The sequence below is a fragment of the Pseudomonas sp. PDM19 genome (assembly GCF_014852215.1).
GTDB lineage: Bacteria > Pseudomonadota > Gammaproteobacteria > Pseudomonadales > Pseudomonadaceae > Pseudomonas.
In genome coordinates this window covers 1,067,869-1,085,699 of the sequence record NZ_JACVBG010000002.1, presented here as the reverse complement: position 1 = coordinate 1,085,699, position 17,831 = coordinate 1,067,869, and the positions used below count along the sequence as shown (strand labels likewise).

At 66.5% G+C, this 17,831-nt stretch carries 16 protein-coding genes; 11 read left to right on the top strand and 5 right to left on the bottom strand.

The genetic code is table 11. The annotated features are described in order from the left end of the window. The first annotated feature begins 147 nt into the window (after positions 1 to 147). On the top strand, positions 148 to 366 hold the full coding sequence (rmf, locus tag IB273_RS13430) for a ribosome modulation factor (RefSeq protein WP_081519407.1): 219 nt from the start codon (positions 148 to 150) through the stop codon (positions 364 to 366). A gap of 103 nt (positions 367 to 469) precedes the next feature. On the opposite strand, the gene IB273_RS13425 is transcribed toward rmf, so the two are convergent. Together IB273_RS13425 and IB273_RS13420 are read right to left on the bottom strand one after the other, a co-directional pair. Next, complete coding sequence (locus IB273_RS13425; RefSeq protein ID WP_192224252.1) at positions 470 to 1,495, bottom strand: quinone-dependent dihydroorotate dehydrogenase; 1,026 nt, start codon at positions 1,493 to 1,495, stop codon at positions 470 to 472. A gap of 53 nt (positions 1,496 to 1,548) precedes the next feature. Then, entirely contained in the window at positions 1,549 to 1,770 is a 222-nt protein-coding gene (locus IB273_RS13420) for a DUF2835 domain-containing protein (RefSeq protein ID WP_081519405.1), read from the bottom strand. 149 nt (positions 1,771 to 1,919) lie between these two features. On the opposite strand from IB273_RS13420, the gene IB273_RS13415 reads away from it, so the two are divergent. Beyond that, entirely contained in the window at positions 1,920 to 2,801 is an 882-nt protein-coding gene (locus IB273_RS13415) for a DUF6685 family protein (protein ID WP_192224251.1), read from the top strand. 9 nt (positions 2,802 to 2,810) lie between these two features. Here IB273_RS13415 and IB273_RS13410 read toward each other — a convergent pair whose 3' ends face one another. After that, entirely contained in the window at positions 2,811 to 3,224 is a 414-nt protein-coding gene (locus tag IB273_RS13410; protein WP_225610158.1) for a helix-turn-helix domain-containing protein, read from the bottom strand. Positions 3,225 to 3,345: 121 nt separating this feature from the next. Between IB273_RS13410 and IB273_RS13405 the strand changes: the two genes are divergently transcribed. Beyond that, on the top strand, positions 3,346 to 3,558 hold the full coding sequence (locus IB273_RS13405; RefSeq protein ID WP_081519403.1) for a DNA-binding protein: 213 nt from the start codon (positions 3,346 to 3,348) through the stop codon (positions 3,556 to 3,558). Here IB273_RS13405 and IB273_RS13400 read toward each other — a convergent pair. Beyond that, on the bottom strand, positions 3,549 to 4,079 hold the full coding sequence (locus IB273_RS13400; RefSeq protein ID WP_192224250.1) for a hypothetical protein: 531 nt from the start codon (positions 4,077 to 4,079) through the stop codon (positions 3,549 to 3,551). The genes IB273_RS13405 and IB273_RS13400 overlap by 10 nt on opposite strands. Before the next feature lie 199 nt (positions 4,080 to 4,278). Between IB273_RS13400 and IB273_RS13395 the strand changes: the two genes are divergently transcribed. After that, entirely contained in the window at positions 4,279 to 4,494 is a 216-nt protein-coding gene (locus IB273_RS13395; RefSeq protein ID WP_151187774.1) for a hypothetical protein, read from the top strand. Between the two features lie 398 nt (positions 4,495 to 4,892). Here IB273_RS13395 and IB273_RS13390 read toward each other — a convergent pair whose 3' ends face one another. Further along, positions 4,893 to 9,755: an NAD-glutamate dehydrogenase gene (locus tag IB273_RS13390; protein ID WP_192224249.1), complete on the bottom strand. Its 4,863-nt coding sequence runs from the start codon at positions 9,753 to 9,755 to the stop codon at positions 4,893 to 4,895. A gap of 305 nt (positions 9,756 to 10,060) precedes the next feature. On the opposite strand from IB273_RS13390, the gene IB273_RS13385 reads away from it, so the two are divergent. From IB273_RS13385 to IB273_RS13355, 7 genes are all read left to right on the top strand, one after another. Next, positions 10,061 to 10,933, top strand: a complete 873-nt coding sequence (locus IB273_RS13385) for a DUF1353 domain-containing protein (protein ID WP_192224248.1) — start codon at positions 10,061 to 10,063, stop codon at positions 10,931 to 10,933. A gap of 61 nt (positions 10,934 to 10,994) precedes the next feature. Next, a complete protein-coding gene (locus IB273_RS13380) occupies positions 10,995 to 11,954 on the top strand; it encodes an AAA family ATPase (RefSeq protein ID WP_045211803.1) in 960 nt (319 codons plus the stop codon). A 1-nt stretch (position 11,955) separates the two neighbouring features. Next, positions 11,956 to 12,900 (top strand): DUF58 domain-containing protein, encoded by a 945-nt coding sequence (locus IB273_RS13375; RefSeq protein ID WP_081519398.1) that lies wholly within the window; start codon positions 11,956 to 11,958, stop codon positions 12,898 to 12,900. Further along, entirely contained in the window at positions 12,897 to 13,394 is a 498-nt protein-coding gene (locus IB273_RS13370) for a DUF4381 domain-containing protein (RefSeq protein ID WP_081519397.1), read from the top strand. The genes IB273_RS13375 and IB273_RS13370 overlap by 4 nt, the downstream gene beginning before the upstream one ends. Continuing rightward, entirely contained in the window at positions 13,387 to 14,421 is a 1,035-nt protein-coding gene (locus tag IB273_RS13365) for a vWA domain-containing protein (RefSeq protein WP_192224247.1), read from the top strand. The genes IB273_RS13370 and IB273_RS13365 overlap by 8 nt, the downstream gene beginning before the upstream one ends. After that, entirely contained in the window at positions 14,418 to 16,178 is a 1,761-nt protein-coding gene (locus tag IB273_RS13360; RefSeq protein WP_192224246.1) for a vWA domain-containing protein, read from the top strand. Before IB273_RS13365 ends, IB273_RS13360 begins: the two co-directional genes overlap by 4 nt. Next, entirely contained in the window at positions 16,175 to 17,818 is a 1,644-nt protein-coding gene (locus tag IB273_RS13355; protein ID WP_081519394.1) for a BatD family protein, read from the top strand. Before IB273_RS13360 ends, IB273_RS13355 begins: the two co-directional genes overlap by 4 nt. Positions 17,819 to 17,831 lie beyond the last annotated feature (13 nt).

The following is a 17,831-nucleotide window of genomic DNA, read 5'->3' as shown; positions in this document are numbered from 1 at the left end:
TTAGATAGAACTCGGGGTAATCCTTCACCGCAATGGTGTCGGGCGGGGCGCGTCACGCCGGCAATGCGCCCCATTGGCGGAATATTCCGCCCGGCCTCCCTGGGGGGCCAACGGGACATAACAGTCAACAAGTGAGGGCAACACCCTATGAGAAGACTTAAGCGTGATCCGTTGGAAAGAGCCTTTTTGCGTGGTTATCAGCACGGCATTACTGGAAAATCTCGCGACCTCTGTCCGTTTACCCATCCCACTACCCGGCAATCCTGGCTCAACGGCTGGCGTGAGGGCCGCGGCGACAACTGGGATGGTTTGACCGGCGCCGCCGGTATTCAACGAGTGAACCAATTGCAGCACGCAACAGGCTGAATCCAGGGTCACCCACGACTTCCCCAAGCCGCCCCATCCGGGCGGAAAAGGGCGCAAGCCCAAGGGCTCCGAAAGGAGCCCTACTTATTTCTGCTACCTGTCCTTACGCCCGCTTGGCCGCCGCAATGGCGTCCACCGCCTCGCGGATCAGTGCCGGGCCCTTGTAGATGAACCCCGAATAGATCTGCACCAGGCTCGCACCCGCAGCGATCTTCTCCGCCGCATGCGCGCCTTCGGTGATGCCGCCGGCGGCGATGATCGGCAGACGGCCGCCCAGCTCACCAGCCAGCACCTTGACGATATGGGTACTCTTCTCGCGCACCGGAGCGCCCGACAGGCCACCCGCCTCGTTGCTGAACGGCAGGTGCTCGACGCCTTCGCGGCCCAGGGTGGTGTTGGTGGCGATCACCGCGTCCATACCCGACTCGATCAGCGCAGCGGCGACCATCGCGGTCTCCTCATCACTCATGTCCGGCGCGATCTTGATCGCCAGCGGCACCCGGCGGCCGTGCTGCACGGCCAGGTCTTCCTGGCGCAGGCGCAGCGCTTCGAGCAGTTGCTTGAGCGAATCGCCGAACTGCAGGCTGCGCAGGCCGGGGGTATTCGGCGAACTGACGTTGACCGTGACATAGCTGGCGTGGGCGTAGACCTTGTCCAGGCAGATCAGGTAGTCATCGACCGCGCGCTCGACCGGGGTGTCGAAGTTCTTGCCGATATTGATGCCCAGCACGCCCTTGTACTTGGCCGCCTTGACCCGTTCGATCAGGTGATCGACGCCGTGGTTGTTGAAGCCCATGCGATTGATGATCGCGGTAGCTTGCGGCAGGCGGAAGATGCGCGGCTTGGGGTTGCCCGGCTGCGGACGCGGGGTGACGGTGCCGATCTCGACGAAACCGAAGCCCAGCTGGGCGAAGCCGTCGATGGCATCGCCATTCTTGTCCAGGCCGGCGGCCAGCCCCACGGGGTTGGCGAACTCCAGCCCCATGACCTTTACTGGCAGGCTTTTGGGTGCTTGCGTCAACAGCCCGTTGAGGCCCAGACGGCCACCCGCGCCGATCAGGTCGATGGACAATTCATGGGAGGTTTCCGGGGAGAGCTTGAACAGGAGCTCGCGGGCCAGGCTGTACATGGTCGGGCATCGGTCGGCAAAATGGGGCGCTATTATAGCCAGCCCGTCCTCGCTCACGCGAGGCGACGCAGCGCCAGCAGCCGCCCGGAATCGTCGAATTCCAGCTCGAAGCTGCCGTGAACTCCGGAGTGAGTGACGAATGGACGCAGGTGATGCGCCGGCAGATTGACCCGCCGACCATCACGACCGGTCACCTGGACCCGATTGGCATGCCCGCGATAGAGCGCTTGCAGCCGGTCCGCCGACAGGGATATATCCAGCACAACGCAAGCCATGGAGGCCTCCAGCAAGTGAAGGAAAGAATTTTGCCACAACGCATGCGCCCAACAGCGCCAGGGTTTTCTATGCTTAGGGCAATTCGCCGCGCATCGGGCCCGGCGCTTCCTGCACTGACCAGCCGGCCATCGGGAGTCTTGCGTCGTCCATGAGTCAACCACCTCGCCCCCGCAGCGTGACCAGCCGGCTGGCCGCCCTCGCCCAGCGCCTGGGCATCGGCAGCGCCGATGGGCGCAACGTCGCCGAACGCAGTCGGAGCCTGTCCCTGCCCTTCGAACCGCTGCCGGACTGGCCTGCCGGCCTGGGCTGGCATTCCGGCGCGCCGCTCTACCGGCTGATCGACCTGCCGCGTGGCGCGCTGTCCGGGCCGGTGCAGGAAGACAAGGCGCGCATCCATAGCGTTCTCAAGCGCCTGGTGGCCTGCCACCGCGAAGAGCATCCCGCCGTCGATATTCGAAGCATCGATGGTCTCTGCTGCCGCAGCCTGCTCGACAGCCCCCTGGCGGGGCTCGAAGAGCTTTCCAACTGCGAGCAGTGCCGCAAGGTGCGGATCATCAGCTACAACGACTTCACCAAGGTGCTGGGAGTAGCCCTGCCCGGCTTCGAGCGCAAGGCACCTCTGCAATTGCGCAGCGCAGGCTGGCACGGCGCGCGGTTGTTCTGGGACGACGACAATCACCCCTGCGAACTGGCCAATGCGGTGGTCTACGCCCGCCGCCGTGGGCTGGAGATCATCCTGCCCGCGAACATCCAGCGCTTCGAACTGCAAGTCACGGTACTGGATGAGCTGGAGCGCGACTTCCACATCCTGGCCATGCCGGCCAAGGCCTGGAGCGACGCGTCGTTCATGGAGCTGTTGCTGGAGACCGGCATGCCCTATGCCCGTTTCGGCCTGTTCAACTCGGAAACCCCGGAGAGCCTGCTGCTGCCTCGGGACCATCCGCAGTCCGATGCCTTCGGCCAGGGACTGCGGGAGGCTGGCGCGCCGGATGTGATCGCCTACCTGCGCCGCGCTGGCAAGGCGGGTTGACCCGCAGCGTCACTCCTCGAGCGCATCCTCACCGAGCTGGCGCTCTTCCTCGTCCAGGCTTTCCAGCACCTCATGATGCCGGGCTCGCCACTCTTCCAGGCTGAGCCCCAGGGTCGCCAGCAGTTGCGGATTGCTCTTCACCAGGTAGACCGCCGCGCGCTGGGCGGAGTCCTCCACCTTCCAGTTCACCTCGTCCGAATCGATCGGCGCTTCATAAGTGATCCAGCGGGCGAAGTCCGGGTACACGCTGCAGACCTTCTGGAAATCCAGGTCACGCATGCGCTGGTTGCCGTACTCGATGTTCTCCACATCCTTGGCCTTCATGCCGACCGTCTCGGCGAAGGCGCGGCGCGACAGCCCGGTCAACGAGCGAAGCGCCCGTAGTCTTTCTCCCGCAGTAAACAGGAAACGTTTCTTCATCATGCGTCATCCATCTCCGAGACTGCCAAAGCCCGGAAAAACACCCTAACAATTAGGATAAATTCGCGATCCAGGCCGTAGCGGAGGCCGTGGATCAAAGCGACGGGATGGTGCGGGACACAGCATGAACGATGAAAGCGGATTCAGCCCTGACCTGCTCGCAGGTGGCTATTACGTGACGCCTCAGCGCTTTGCGGAGCTGGTCGGTCTCAAAGATCGTCCCGCCATTGTGCAAGGCTGGATCGATGAGGGGGCGATACCGACACGCCGCCTGGGCGGCCAGGTTCTCGTCGACCTGGGCGCCCTGCTGCTGATGACCCAGCCGGATCAGGCCTGATCCGATTCCTGGGCGGCCTGCAGCGCCGGTACGGCGGGAATGCCGATGTCCACGCAGAGTGCCAGGACGCGCTCCAGGTCATTGCGGTAGACCAGCACGCACTGCAGTTCGGTATCCAACGGCTCGCTGAAGTCCACGAGCACGTAGCCGCCTTTTTCCGGGTAAAGCGCGCCGAGCTGGGTCTGGATGCGGTTCAGCGCGGCCAGCGGCTCAGTCTTGCGCAGTTGCTTGGCCTGCAGCACAAAGCTCACGCTCGGGTCGAAGGAAGCGCGGATCTCGCCGAACAGCTCTTCAAAGCTGTCGCCCATGAACAGCACGATTTCCGGCAGGCTGCCCACCACCACCCACTCACCCAGCGGGATGGGGAAGTCCTCGTCGTAATTGATGTCCGGATTGGCGGCGAGGAAGGCCGCCGGATCGGCGTAGGCCTGCGAAGCTTCGTCGGCGATCTGCTGGATCTCCTCTTCGCCCAGGCAGCCGGAGCTGATCAGCGTAAGAAGTTCGGCAAGTTGCGCTTTCATGGGGAGGTCCTGCAGAGAGATGAACAGCCGGAAAGGATATCCGTATTCGCTGTAAAACGCCGCAGCCGGGAACTTTCTGTCAGAAAAAGGCGTCCGAAGTCGCCAGAAACGATACCCACTATTGAACGGGATGATTTCTGCTCGCTTCGAGCGGTTGATAGCCTGACAACCATCCCGAACCAGCCTGCGTGTGAAAACCATGAACCGTGCCCTCGCCCTTCTCTCCATGACCCTGCCTTTGTGGCTGGTGGGCTGCGCCAGCCAGCCGGCGCCGCAGCAAGAGCCCTACAGCGATGAGCAAGTGAAGTCCTTCGCGCTGAAGATGCTGGGTGCCAGCAACATGTCCGACGAGCTGTACGCCAAGTACCGTCGGGCACTGACCGAGCCGCACGAGGATGGGCGGAGCGGGAGCTGATCCTGCTGGTTGTCACTGTTATCCGCTCCGTTCCTACAGAAACGGAGCTTCTCCGCGAAGCCATCGCGGCGGAATGCGCTCCTCCTCTGGAATTCTGAAGTCCTACGTGCCTACTGATTGGCACGCTCTTACCTTGATGTTCGCGAGCAAGCTGCGTCCTGCCGCTGCCACCGGCGGGTGCTTTCGTAGGATGGGTCGAGCCTAGACGATACCCATGCTGTCGGTGCGCCGGATCGATGGGTATCGCTACGCTCCACGCCATCCTACGGTGGCGCTCCATCGTGATGCTGGTGCGGGGCACGGCATGGCCCGCTCCAGCAGGATTCCCCTCATAGCCGAAAAAAAAGCCCCGCATGAGGCGGGGCTGGAGCATGAAAAGGCTTTAAAGGCGTTGAGTGTCAGACCGGGCAGGAGCCCTGCTGGTTGCTCTGCGCCAGGTCGAGCAGCTCGCGGTTGGCCACGGCGTACATGGCGTAGTCGGTGCTGGTGGAAGCCCGCAGCTCGACGAGCATGGCGCGCCAGCGGGCCACCATCGGGGCGTGCTGGTCCAGCCAGAGCGACACGCGCGCATCGATCTCCGCCGGGCCGTCCTGCATCTGCAGCACGGAGACGGTGATCGCCCGCTGCTGCCAGTCCAGGTCGTCGCGGAAGGCTTCGCGGGCCAGCGCCTGCCAGTTGTTCTCCACCGGCAGGGAGCTGATCTGCTGCAGGTACCAGGTCAGTTCCAGCTCGCTGCCCAGGGCGAAGTAGGCGCGCGCCACGTCGGCCGGGTCGCGGCCGGTGACGTCCGCCGCTTCGATGATCGGCAGCAGGGTGTAGAGGTGGCTGGTACCGGCGACCATGCGCGCCAGCAACTCAGGCACGCCAGCGTCGACGTAAGCCTGGTAGCGTGCCTGCCACAGCTCGCGGGTCGGGCCTTCGAGCAGTTCGTTGAGTTTCAGGCCCAGGGCGGCGATACGCGGGCCGAAGTGCGCGACGTCGCGGGCGGCGTCCTGCTCGTTGCGACGGCTGCGCAGGAACCAGCGGGTCGCGCGGCGGCCCAGGCGCATCAGTTCGTCCATCAGGGTCAGCTGCACTTCCGCCGGCACCTGATAATCCAGCGCCTCGATCTGGCGGAACCAGTGCGGCAGATGGAAGACATCACGCACGATAACGTAGGCACCTGCGACGTTCGCCGGCGTCATGCCGGTGGACTCCTTCAGGCGCTGCACGAAGGTGATGCCCATGTGGTTGATCAGGTCGTTGGCGATCTGCGTGCTGACGATCTCGCGCTTCAGGCGGTGCTTGCGCATGGCCGGGCCGAAGGTGTCGACCAGGGTCTGCGGGAAGGCCGTCTCCATGTCGCGGGTCAGGTAGTCGTCGTCCGGCACCAGCGAGCCCAGCAGCTGCTCCTTCAGATCGATCTTGCTGTAGGAAATCAGCACGGCCAATTCAGCGCGAGTCAGACCCTGTCCGGCAGCGATACGCTCGGCGAGGCCTTCGTCGGTGGGCAGGAATTCCAGCGCGCGGTCCAGCTTGCCGCGGCCTTCCAGGTCGCTCATCAGGCGCTTGTACTCGGCAATGCGCTCGCGGGCGCGGCGCTCGGCCAGGGACAGCGCCTGGGTCTGCTTGTAGTTGTTGCCCAGCACCAGGTCGGACACCTGGTCGGTCATTTCCGCCAGCAGCTTGTTGCGCTGCTTGCTGGTCATGTCGCCGGCGGTCACCACCTCGTTGAGCAGGATCTTGATGTTCACCTCGTGGTCGGAGCAGTCCACACCACCGGCGTTATCGATAAAGTCGGTGTTGCAGGCGCCGCCATTGAGGCCGAACTCGACCCGCGCCAGCTGCGTCATGCCGAGGTTGCCGCCCTCGCCCACCACTTTCACCCGCAGGTCGCGGCCGTCCACGCGCAGGCCGTCGTTGGCCTTGTCGCCGACGTCGGCATGGGTTTCATCGCTGGACTTCACGTAGGTGCCGATGCCGCCGTTCCACAGCAGGTCCACCGGCGCCTTGAGCAGCGCGTGGATCAGCTCGGTCGGGGTCAGGCGCTCTGCATCGATGTCGAAGCGTGCGCGCACTTCCGGGGTCAGGGTGATGCTCTTGGCGCTGCGCAGGAAGATGCCGCCACCGGCGGAGATCAGCGAGGCGTCGTAGTCGGCCCAGCTGGAGCGTGGCAGGTTGAACAGGCGCTGGCGCTCGGCAAAGCTCGCCGCCGCATCCGGGTTGGGGTCGAGGAAGATGTGCATGTGGTTGAACGCAGCAACCATCTGCAGCTTGTCCGACATCAGCAGACCATTGCCGAACACGTCGCCGGCCATGTCGCCAATACCGATGACGGTCACATTGTCCTTCTGCACGTCGATGCCGCGCTCGCGGAAGTGGCGCTGCACCGAGACCCAGCCGCCACGGGCGGTGATGCCCATGCCCTTGTGGTCGTAGCCGGCGGAGCCGCCGGAGGCGAAGGCGTCGCCGAGCCAGAAGTTGTAGTCGGCGGAGATGCCGTTGGCGATGTCGGAGAAGGTCGCGGTGCCCTTGTCCGCCGCCACCACCAGGTAGGGATCGTCCGGGTCGTGGCGCACCACGTTGGCCGGCGGCACGATCTGGCCTTCCTTGATGTTGTCGGTGATGTCGAGCAGCCCGGAGATGAAGATGCGGTAGCAGGCGATGGCCTCGGCCTGGATTTCATCGCGGCTGCCGCCGACCGGCAGGCGGCGCGGGATGAAGCCGCCCTTGGCGCCGGTGGGCACGATCACCGCGTTCTTCACCTGCTGCGCCTTCACCAGGCCCAGCACCTCGGTGCGGAAGTCCTCCTCGCGATCGGACCAGCGCAGGCCGCCACGGGCCACGTCGCCGAAGCGCAGGTGCACGCCTTCCACGCGCGGGCAGTAGACGAAGATTTCGAACTTCGGCGTCGGCCGCGGGATTTCCGGGATGGCCTTGGGATTGAACTTGAAGCTGAAGTAGCTCTTGTTCTGCCCGGCGGCGTCCGGCTGGTAGAAGTTGGTGCGCAGGGTGGCCTTGATCAGGTCGAGGTAGCGCCGCAGGATGCGGTCCTCGTTGAGCACCTGGACATCGTCCAGGGCGGTGAGGATGGCCTGCTCCAGCTTCTGCTGCTTGTCTTCCAGGTCCTCGGCGGTGAGCTTGCGGGCCAGGTAGAAGCGGGTCTTGAACAGGCGCACCAGTTCGCGGGCGATATCCACATGGGCGTTCAGCGCGCTGGCGATATAGCCCAGGTCGAAGCCCAGGCGAATCTGCTTGAGGTAGCGGGCGTAGGCGCGCAGCAGCGCCACGTCGCGCCACGGCAGGCCGGCGGTCAGCACCAGGCGGTTGAAGGCGTCGTTCTCGGCATCGCCGTTGACGATGTGGACGAAGGCGTCCTGCAGGGTCTCGTTGAGCTCCTGGATGTTGACGTCCAGGCCTTCGGCGTAGGTGAAGGCGAAGTCATGGATCCAGTATTCGCGGCCGTTGGTGTGGCGCAGGCGGTAAGGGAACTCCCCGAGCACGCGCAGGCCGAGGTTCTCCAGGATCGGCAGGACGTCGGACAGCGCCAGCGGCGTGTCGGCGTGGTACAGCTTGCAGTGCAGCTGCTGCTCGCCCTGGGCCAGCGGCTGGTAGAAGCTCATCACCAGCGGGCGGCTTTCGGACAGGCTGGACAGGTGCTGCAGGTCCACCACCGCGAAGTGCGGGGCGAAGCGTTCGCGGTAGCCCGCCGGGAAGCCTTTCGGGAAATCTTCCAGCAGGTTGTTGCCCTGCCCTTCGCCGAAGTTCTCCAGCACCAGCGCGGCGTAGTCGTCCTGCCAGGAGCGGCAGGCCTGGATGGCTTCCTGCTCAAGCTGGGCGGCGTCGACGTCGATGCGGTTCTTCGGGTCGACGCGCAGGATGAACTGCACGCGGGCCAGCGTGGACTCGGAGAAGAAGGTCCAGAACTCGCAGTCGCTGGCCTTCAGGCGCTCCATCAGCACCTGCTGGATCTTCATCCGCGTTTCGGTGGAATAGATGTCGCGCGGCACATAGGCCAGGCAGTAGGCGAAGCGGCCGTACGGGTCCTTGCGCAGGAACAGGCGGATCTTGTTGCGTTCCTGGATCTGCACGATGGACATGGCGGTGTTGTACAGCTCGTCCACCGGGGTCTGGAACAGGTCGTCGCGCGGCAGCACCTCGAGGATCTGCGCCAGCTCCTTGCCCAGGTGCGCCTTGCTGTCGAAGCCGGAGTTCTTCAGCACCGCAGCGACCTTGCCACGGATGAACGGGATGTCGAACACGCTCTCGGCGTAGACCGCCGAGGTGTACAGGCCGAGGAAGCGGAACTCGCGGACGACCTTGCCCTTGGCATCGATTTCGCGGATCGAAACGTAGTCCGGGTAGGCCGGACGGTGCACGCGGCTGGGCTGCGAGGCCTTGGCGAAGGACAGCAGCACCGGCTCGCGCAGGTACGCGACCGCGTAATCCTCGATGTGCAGGTCGTCCTTGTTCAGACCGGCGCGCAGGGTGCGGGTCAGGCCGAGGAAGGCCTTCTCGTCGTACACCAGGTGGCCGCCGTCGGCCTCTTCCTGCACGGTGAATTCTTCATAGCCGAGGAAGGTGAAGTGGTTGTCCAGCAGCCATTCGAGGAAGGCGCGCACCTCGGCGGTCTCTTCCGCACGGGCCTTCGCCTTGGATTTGCCCAGCCAGGCCAGCAGCTCTTCAGCCTTGGTGCGCATGGCCGGGAAGTCGGCGACGGCCAGGCGGACTTCGCCGAGCACGTCCAGCAGGGCCTTCTCCAGGGTGCGCAGTTCGCCGGCCTGGGAGACACGGTCGATCTCCAGGTACATCAGCGATTCCTGGTGCACGTCCTTGCCGGTGCTGTTCTTCGGCAGGATTTCCAGCAGCTCGCCCTTGGCGTTGCGACGCACGCTGAGCACGTTGGTCTGCAGGGTGTGGATGCTGTAGCCGCGGCGGTTCAGCTCCATGCGCACCGAGTCGACCAGGAACGGCTGGTCGGGGTGCAGCACCTGCACGGCCGTGTGGGTGGACTGCCAGCCGTGCTTTTCGTAATCGGGGTTGTACACCGCCACTTCAGGCTGCGTGGGGTCGAAGCGTTCCAACAGGCGCCAGGAAGACAAGGTGCAGCCGACCAGGTCGGACAACCTGCGCTGGGTCAATTCGTCGAGGGAGATGAAGCCGAAGAACTGCTCGGCGAACAGGGCCACTTGTGGCAGACCCTTGTCGTCGACGTGCTGCGCCAGGGCCGCTTTCAGTTGTTGCTGGAAGTCGGCTTTGCTGGCTGCGGTGAAGAACGCCATGTTGTTACTCCGCTGGGCTCGTTTTGTTGGATTGAGCGTAGAACGCATATCGTCTTGTGTCGGGCCACAGGTATAGACGGGCAGTGTGACCCTCGATTGACAGCCCCGACCGGGCGGTCACCGATCCCACCGAGCTTATCGGGAGTCACCCGGCGCTGGCTTACGGGGCTGCGACATATTCGGTCAACGGCATGCAGGCGCCATGTCCACGCAGAGACGACCGATTTCGCAGTACGATCGTTCCGCATCTGCCACAGGAAATATCAAAGCGCTATCATGGCGATTCCTGCCCTGGAACGGACGCCATGCAACGCCACCCGCCCCTGCACCGCCCATTGCTGCGCCACCTGGACAACCTGCTGGTCACCCTGCTGGGCGTGGCGCTGCTGGTGCTGGCCTGGCTGTTCCTTGACGAGGCCGTGCGGCCGCTACTGATCGGCGCCGTCCCGGTCTATCTCGGCGTACTGCTGCCGCGCATCGTCGGCCGCGCCGAACGCCTGCGCCGTGTCGAAGCTGCGCGCGAGCGCTCGGTGCGCGAGTGGGGCTTCTGCAGCCGCGACCGCAACGGCCCGTGGATCAACTACATCGACTTCCCGCTGGTCTGCGAGGACCCGGTCTTCGACGGTCGCTTCTTCTATAGCGAGTGGCTGGTGGTGCACGACGGCCGCATCATCATCAACCCCGGCCCGGCGCGGGTAGACCTCGCCGCTGGCACCGTCGGCTACGACTTCGGCTGCAACCGCACCTACGCCTGGGACGGCTGCTCGCCGAAGGTGCCGTTCTTCTGGGTCGCCACACTCGGTACGCCGGACTGGTGGGAACACCTGGAAAGCGTGCAGTGCCTGCGCCATGGCCAGCAGAAGGAGCGCGTGATGTTCTGGCCGGTTGCACACCACGCCAGCCTGGTGCATGACGCGCTGTACCAGTTCCTCAACGTTGCCCCGGTGACCAAGGCCGAGGCGGACGAGCTGTTCCACCGCATGCTGTTGCGCGCCGGCATGCCGCGCCTGGTGGCCTGGGTCTACCGCTTCGCGGTGGTCCATGGCGGCGCGCGCGACATGCGCCGCCAGCGCAACCCCAATACCTCGCTGCGCTGCCTGACCCCACTGCCCGGCCTCGAAGTCCATCGGGAACCACTAGCGCCGCACAAGGCTCGAAGCGCAGCGCTGCAAGAGTGACGGCCGATGCAGTAAAGTAGGCGGCCCGACAGCCCCACCCTTCGTCCAGGAAATCCACGCGATGGAACATCGTGAGTCGCTCCTTGCACTGCGCCAGTATCTCTCCAGCCAGATCCTCGGCCAGGAAAAGCTCATCGAGCGGCTGCTCATCGCCCTGATTGCCGACGGCCACCTGCTGGTGGAAGGCGCACCGGGGCTGGCCAAGACCAAGGCGATCAAGGACCTGGCCGAAGGCCTGGAGGCCGAGTTCCACCGCATCCAGTTCACCCCCGACCTGCTCCCGGCCGACATCACCGGCACGGAGATCTATCGCCCGGAAAACGGCAGCTTCGTGTTCCAGCAGGGGCCGATCTTCCACCACCTGGTGCTGGCCGACGAAATCAACCGCGCGCCGGCCAAGGTGCAGTCCGCCCTGCTCGAAGCCATGGCCGAGCGCCAGGTCAGCGTGGGCCGCAGCACCTATGACCTGCCGCCGCTGTTCCTGGTGATGGCGACGCAGAACCCCATCGAGCAGGAAGGCACCTACCCGCTGCCCGAAGCCCAGCTCGACCGCTTCCTCATGCACGTGAAGATCGGCTACCCGGAAGCCTCCGTGGAGCGCCGCATCCTCCAGCAGGCCCGAGGCGAAGCGCTGCATGGCGAGACCAAGCCGGAGCGCCGGGTTACCCAGGAAGCCATCTTCGCCGCCCGCCACGAAATCCTTGGCCTGTACATGGCCGACGCCGTGGAGGAATACCTGGTGCAGCTGATCATGGCCACGCGCACCCCGGCCAAGTACGACGCCGAGCTCGCCGAGTGGCTGTCCTACGGTGCCAGCCCACGCGGCTCCATCGCCCTGGACCGCTGCGCACGCGCCCATGCCTGGCTGGCCGGACGCGACTTCGTCAGCCCCGAGGACATCCAGGCGATGCTCTTCGACGTGCTGCGCCATCGCCTGATCCTCACCTTCGAGGCGGAAGCCGCCGGGATCGACCAGGACCGTGTGGTCCAGCGCATCCTCGACGTGGTCGCCGTCGCCTGACATGCACAACGTCCTGGCGCCCGGCGTGGCCGTCTCGCTCGGCGAGCTGATCGAGATCCGTCACCGCCTGCGCGAAGTCCAGCTGTTCTCGACGCCCTCGCGGCGCAGCCCGTTGATCGGCCTGCACCACTCGCGCCTGCGCGGCCGCGGCGTGGACTTCGACCAGGTGCGCGTCTACCAGGCCGGCGACGACGTGCGAACCATCGACTGGCGCGTCACCGCGCGCACCCAGGAGCCGCACACCAAGCTGTTCCATGAGGAACGCGAGCGTCCGGTGTTCGTGCTGGTCGAGCAGAGCGCCCGGCTGTTCTTCGGCTCCGGCCTGTGCTTCAAGTCCGTACTCGCCGCGCGCGCCGCCGCCTTCGTCGGCTGGGCCGCGCTGGCGCACAATGACCGCATTGGCGGGCTGGTGTTCACCGACAGCGAATGCCACGAGATCAAGCCACGGCGCAGCAAGCAGAGCCTGCTGCAGTTGTTCAACCTGATCGTGCGCGCCAACAACGCCCTGCTCGCCGGCTCCAACCTCAGCCACACTGGCGACGGCTTCGGCATGGCCCTGCGCCGCGCCCGCGAGGTGCTGCGCCCCGGCAGCCTGATCATGGTGATGTGCGACGAGCGCGCGCTCAGTGACGTCGCCGAGCAACAGCTGTCCCTGCTGGCGCGCCACACCGACCTGGTGATGTTGCCGGTGTCCGACCCGCTCGACCATGCCCTGCCCGCCGCCGGCCTGTTGAGGTTCGCCGAGGGTCAGGCGCAGCTGGAACTGGACACCCACATCGACGAGCAACGCCTGGCCTACCGCGCCCTTGGCGAAGCGCGCCGCGAACGCTGGCAGCGCCTCGCCCTGCGCCTTGGCGTGCCGCTGCTGCCGCTGACCACCCAGGAAGAACTGGTGGAACAACTGCGCAACCTGCTGGAACAGCACCAGCCGGGCTACGCGAAATGAATCCCCTCGACCAGCTGCAACCGCTGATCGAACCCGCTGCGGTGCCCTGGTGGCCGCCGGCGCCGGGCTGGTGGCTGCTCGCCGCGCTGGTGCCGCTGCTGCTCTGGGGGCTCTGGCGCAACCGCCAGCGCTGGCTGCCCAGGCGCAAGGCCAAGGTGGTTGCCGAGGTGGCACTGGACCCGCTGCGCGAAGCCGCGCTGGAGGAACTCAAGCGCCTGCCACGCCCTTACGACCGCGCGCCGGCCGGCCCCTGGCTGCAATCGCTCAATGGCCTGCTCAAGCGCCTGTCGCGCGCCCGCTGGCCGGAGAGCCACAGCCATACCCTGAGCGGCCGCGCCTGGCTGGCCTTCCTCGATACGCGCTGCCCGGCCGCCGGCCTGACCCGCTGGATGATCCTGGTGGAAGGCGGCTACCGCGCCGAGTGCAAGCTGGACGACAAGGCCATCGACGGCCTCGCTGCATCGGTGGAAACCTGGGTGCGCAAGCATGTTTGAGTTCGCCTGGCCCTGGATCTTCCTGCTCGCCCCGCTGCCCTGGGTGATGCGCTTCATCCTGCCGCCGGCCGACAACGGCGAGGCGGCGATCAAGGTCAGCTTCCTCAAGGAACTCGAAGGCCTCGCCGGCCGCCGTGCCCGCGCACGCCTGCCGGCGTGGCGCCAGCAGGCGCCCTTCGCCCTGCTCTGGCTCTGCCTGCTGCTGGCCGCCGCGCGCCCGCAGTGGGTCGGCGAGCCGCTGCCGATCCCGGCCACCGGCCGCGACCTGCTGGTGGCGGTCGACGTCTCCGGCTCGATGGATTACGCCGACATGACCTGGGACGGCGCGCCAGTCAGCCGTCTCGACCTGGTAAAGAAACTCTTCGGCGACTTCATCGAGGGCCGCCGGGGCGATCGTGTCGGATTGATTCTGTTCGGTACCCGCGCCTACCTGCAGGCGCCGCTGACCTTCGACCGCCACACCGTGCGCATCTGGCTGGACGAGGCGCTGATCGGCATCGCCGGCAAGGACACCGCCCTGGGCGACGCCATCGGCCTGGCGGTCAAGCGCCTGCGCCAGCGTCCGGCCGAGAGCCGCGTGCTGGTACTGATCACCGATGGCGCCAACACCGCCGGCGAGATTTCCCCGCAGACCGCCGCCAAGCTCGCTGCCGAAGAACAGGTGAAGGTCTACACCATCGGTATCGGCGCCGATCCCAAACAGGGCGGCGTCGCCGGGCTGTTCGGCCTCAATCCGGGGCTGGACCTGGACGAACCGACACTCAAGGCCATCGCCGAAAGCACCGGCGGCGAATACTTCCGTGCGCGCAACGGTGAAGAGCTGCAACGCATCTCCGACAGCCTCGACCAGCTCGAACCGGTGGAACAGAAGCCGACCCAGGCACGCCCGGCCATCGCGCTGTACCGTTGGCCGCTGCTGCTGGCCCTGCTGATCAGCGCGGCGCTGGTCGTCGGAACGTTGTGGCCGCCCGAGGACTGGCGCTGGCCGGCCTGGATGGCGCGTCTGCAGAAGGAGCGCCGGCCATGAGCCATTTCTGGCCGCACCTGCTGCACCCGCTCTGGTTGATCCTGCTGCTGCCGCTCGGCTGGCTGCTGTGGAAACTCTGGCACCGCGAACGCCGCGCCGGCCGCTGGCAATTGCTGCTGCCACCGGCCTTCCATCCGTGGCTGCTGTCCGGCGGCAGCGGCCGCCATGAGCGCCGCCCATGGATCTACCTCGGCATCGCCTGGCTGCTGGCCGTGCTCGCCCTGCTCGGCCCAAGCTGGGAGCAGGTGGAGCAACCGACCATGGAGCGCAGCGACCCTCTGGTGGTGGTGCTGGAACTCACCCCGCAGATGCTCGCCACCGACCTGAAGCCGACGCGCCTGGAGCAGGCCCGGCACAAGCTGCTCGACCTGCTGCAGAGCCGCAGCGACGCGCAGACCGCCATCGTCGTCTACGCCGGCAGTGCCCACACGCTGGTGCCGCTGTCCAATGACCTGGGCACCGCGCGCAACCTGCTGGACGCCCTGAAGCCGTCGATCATGCCCGAACCTGGCGAGCGCGCCGACCTTGCCGTGGCCCAGGCGCGCCGACTGCTGGACAACGGCGCCGAAGGCAACGGCCGAATCCTGCTGATCACCAGCGCGCTGGACGCCCGCGAACGCCAGGGCATCCGCCAGGCCCTCAAAGGCAAGGGCAAGGACCTGCTGCTGCTCGCCGTCGGCACCCCCGGCGGCGCGCCCATCGCCCAGGAAGACGGCACCTTCCTCAAGGACGACCAGGGCAACATTCTCGTGCCGCGGCTGGACGAAAACTCGCTGCGTGCCTTCGCCACCGACATGGGCGGACGCTTCCAGCGCCTGCGCGCCAGCAGCAGCGACCTGCGCTCCCTCGGCCTGCTGGACAGCACCCAGGGCCTGCAGGTGAGCGAGGAAGATGCCCTGCTGCGCCTGCAACGCTGGGCCGACCAGGGCTACTGGCTGCTGTTGCCGCTACTGCTGCTCGCCGCCTGCGCCGGCCGACGCGGCTGGCTGTTCAGCCTGCCGCTGTTGCTGCCGCTGCTGTGGGCGCCGCCGCAGGATGCCAACGCCTTCGAGTTCAACGACCTCTGGCTGCGGCCGGACCAGCAGGGCCAGCGCCTGCTCGACGCGGGGCACCCCGCCGAAGCCGCCGAGCGCTTCGACGACTTCCGCTGGAAAGGCCTGGCGCTGTACCGCGCCGGCGACTACGTCGACGCCGCCCAGGCCTTCGCCCAGGGCGATGAGGCCGCAGACCACTACAACCGCGGCAACGCCCTGGCGAAACAGAACGAGCTGGAGGCGGCCATCGACGCCTATGACCAGGCGCTGGAGCGCGAGCCCGAGCTGGAGTCGGCCAAGCGCAACAAGGCGCTGCTCGAAGACCTGCTGCGCCAGCGCAAGGACAACCCCGCGGGCGATGGCGCCGACCAGCCGCCGCAGCAGAACCAGGACCCTGCCCAGAGCAGCGATCCCCAGGCCGCCAAGCCGCAGGACCAGCAGCAGGAGGAAGAACATTCCAGCGAACGCGACTCGCAGCCGGCGCCGGCGGCGAAGAACTCTTCGCAGGAAGCCGACCGCCCCTCCGCCAGCCACAGCGACAAGCCCGGCGAGGACGCCCGCGAAGAACAGGAAACCAACCCGGAAGATGCCGGTCCACTAGGTGACGAGCGCCGTCAGGCCCTGGAACAGTGGCTGCGGCAGATTCCCGACGATCCGTCCGAGCTGTTGCGCCGCAAGTTCTGGTACCAGCAACAGCAGCAGCGCCAGGAACCCAACCCATGAAAAGGCTGATCTGCCTGACCCTGCTCTGCCTCGTCGCCTTCCGCGCCGAGGCCAGCCTCACCGCCAGCGTCGACCGTGCCCGCCTGAACCAGGGCGAGAGCGTCGAGCTGACGCTGGAATCCGACGACCCCACGCTGTTCGGCAAGCCCGACCTGAAGCCGCTGGACGAGCAGTTCGTGGTGCTCGGCACCCGCCAGGTCAACCGCCTGACCACGCTCAACGGCAAGTCCCAGGCCACCACGCGCTGGATCATCACCCTGCAGCCGCGCAACGAAGGCAAGGTGGAAATCCCGCCGATCCACCTGGGCGGCAATGCCAGCGAACCGATCAGCCTCGACGTGCTCAAGGCCGAGGACAGCGCCGAGGGCCAGAAGCTCGCCCCGGTGTTCATCGACGCCAGCGTCGACCGAGAGGAAAGCTGGGTGCAAGCTCAGGTCATCCTCACCCTGCGCATCTACCACTCCGTGTCGCTGTACGACGACAGCAGCCTCAGCCCGCTGCGCATGAACGACGCCCGCGTCGAGCAACTGGGTGAGGCGCGCACCTACGAGAAGGACATCAACGGCGTTCGCCACGGCGTAATCGAAGTGCGCTACGCGATCTTCCCGCAGAACAGCGGCACCCTGGAAATCCCCGGCCAGACCTTCAACGCCACCCAGGTCGCGCAGCGCCGCAACGAGGACAACAATCCCTTCGGCCCGCCAACGGGCAAACAGATTCGAGTGGTCTCGCCGAGCATCCCGCTGCAGGTCGATCCCAAGCCCGCCGATTACCCGAAAGACGCACCGTGGCTGCCTGCCCGCTCGCTCAGCCTGACCGAGACCTGGAGCCCGCAGCCGGAAGAGGCCAAGGCCGGCGAGTCGCTGACCCGCAACATCATGCTGCGCGTGGAAGGCCTCTCCAGCGCCCAGCTGCCGCCGCTGCCCATCAGCCTGCCCGAAGGCCTGCGCCATTATCCGGACCAGCCGCAGCTGGCCAACGAGGCCAGCGACCAGGGCATGATCGGCAGTCGCGAAGAGCGTGAAGCACTGATCGCCGACAAGGCCGGCCCGGTGGAGCTGCCGCCGGTGGAAATCGTCTGGTGGAACACCCAGGAGCGCCGCGTCGAGCGCACCAGCCTGCCGGCGCGCACGCTGCAGGTCGCTGCCAACGCACAGCTCGAAGAGCACGCCGAGCCCCCCGCCGCGCCCAGCGAAGCGCCGGTCAGCGACACGCTGCTGTGGCCCTGGCAGCTCGCCTGCGCCCTGCTCAGCCTGACCACTCTGCTCGGCTTCGGCCTGTGGTGGCGCGCCCGTAGCCAGCCGGCGGTGATCCGTGTGGCGCAGGCTGGCCCCAGTACCCGCACGCTGCTCGACGAGCTGCGCCGCGCCTGCCAGGCCAACGATTCCCACGCCACCCGCCAGGCGCTGGACGCCTGGGCCCGCCAGCAGCCGGAAACCCTGGCCGACATGGCGGCGCGCTTCGTGCCATTGTCCGATGCGCTGGACGGTCTGAACGGCGCGCTCTACAGCGACAGCGAAGGCGGCCGCAACTGGCAGGGCGAAGACCTCTGGCGCGCCATCCGCACCCTCCCTGGCGCCGACCCGGACGCGCCACCAGCGCCGGAAGCCAGCAGCCTGCCGCCGCTCTATCCACGCTGACAGCTATGCTGGA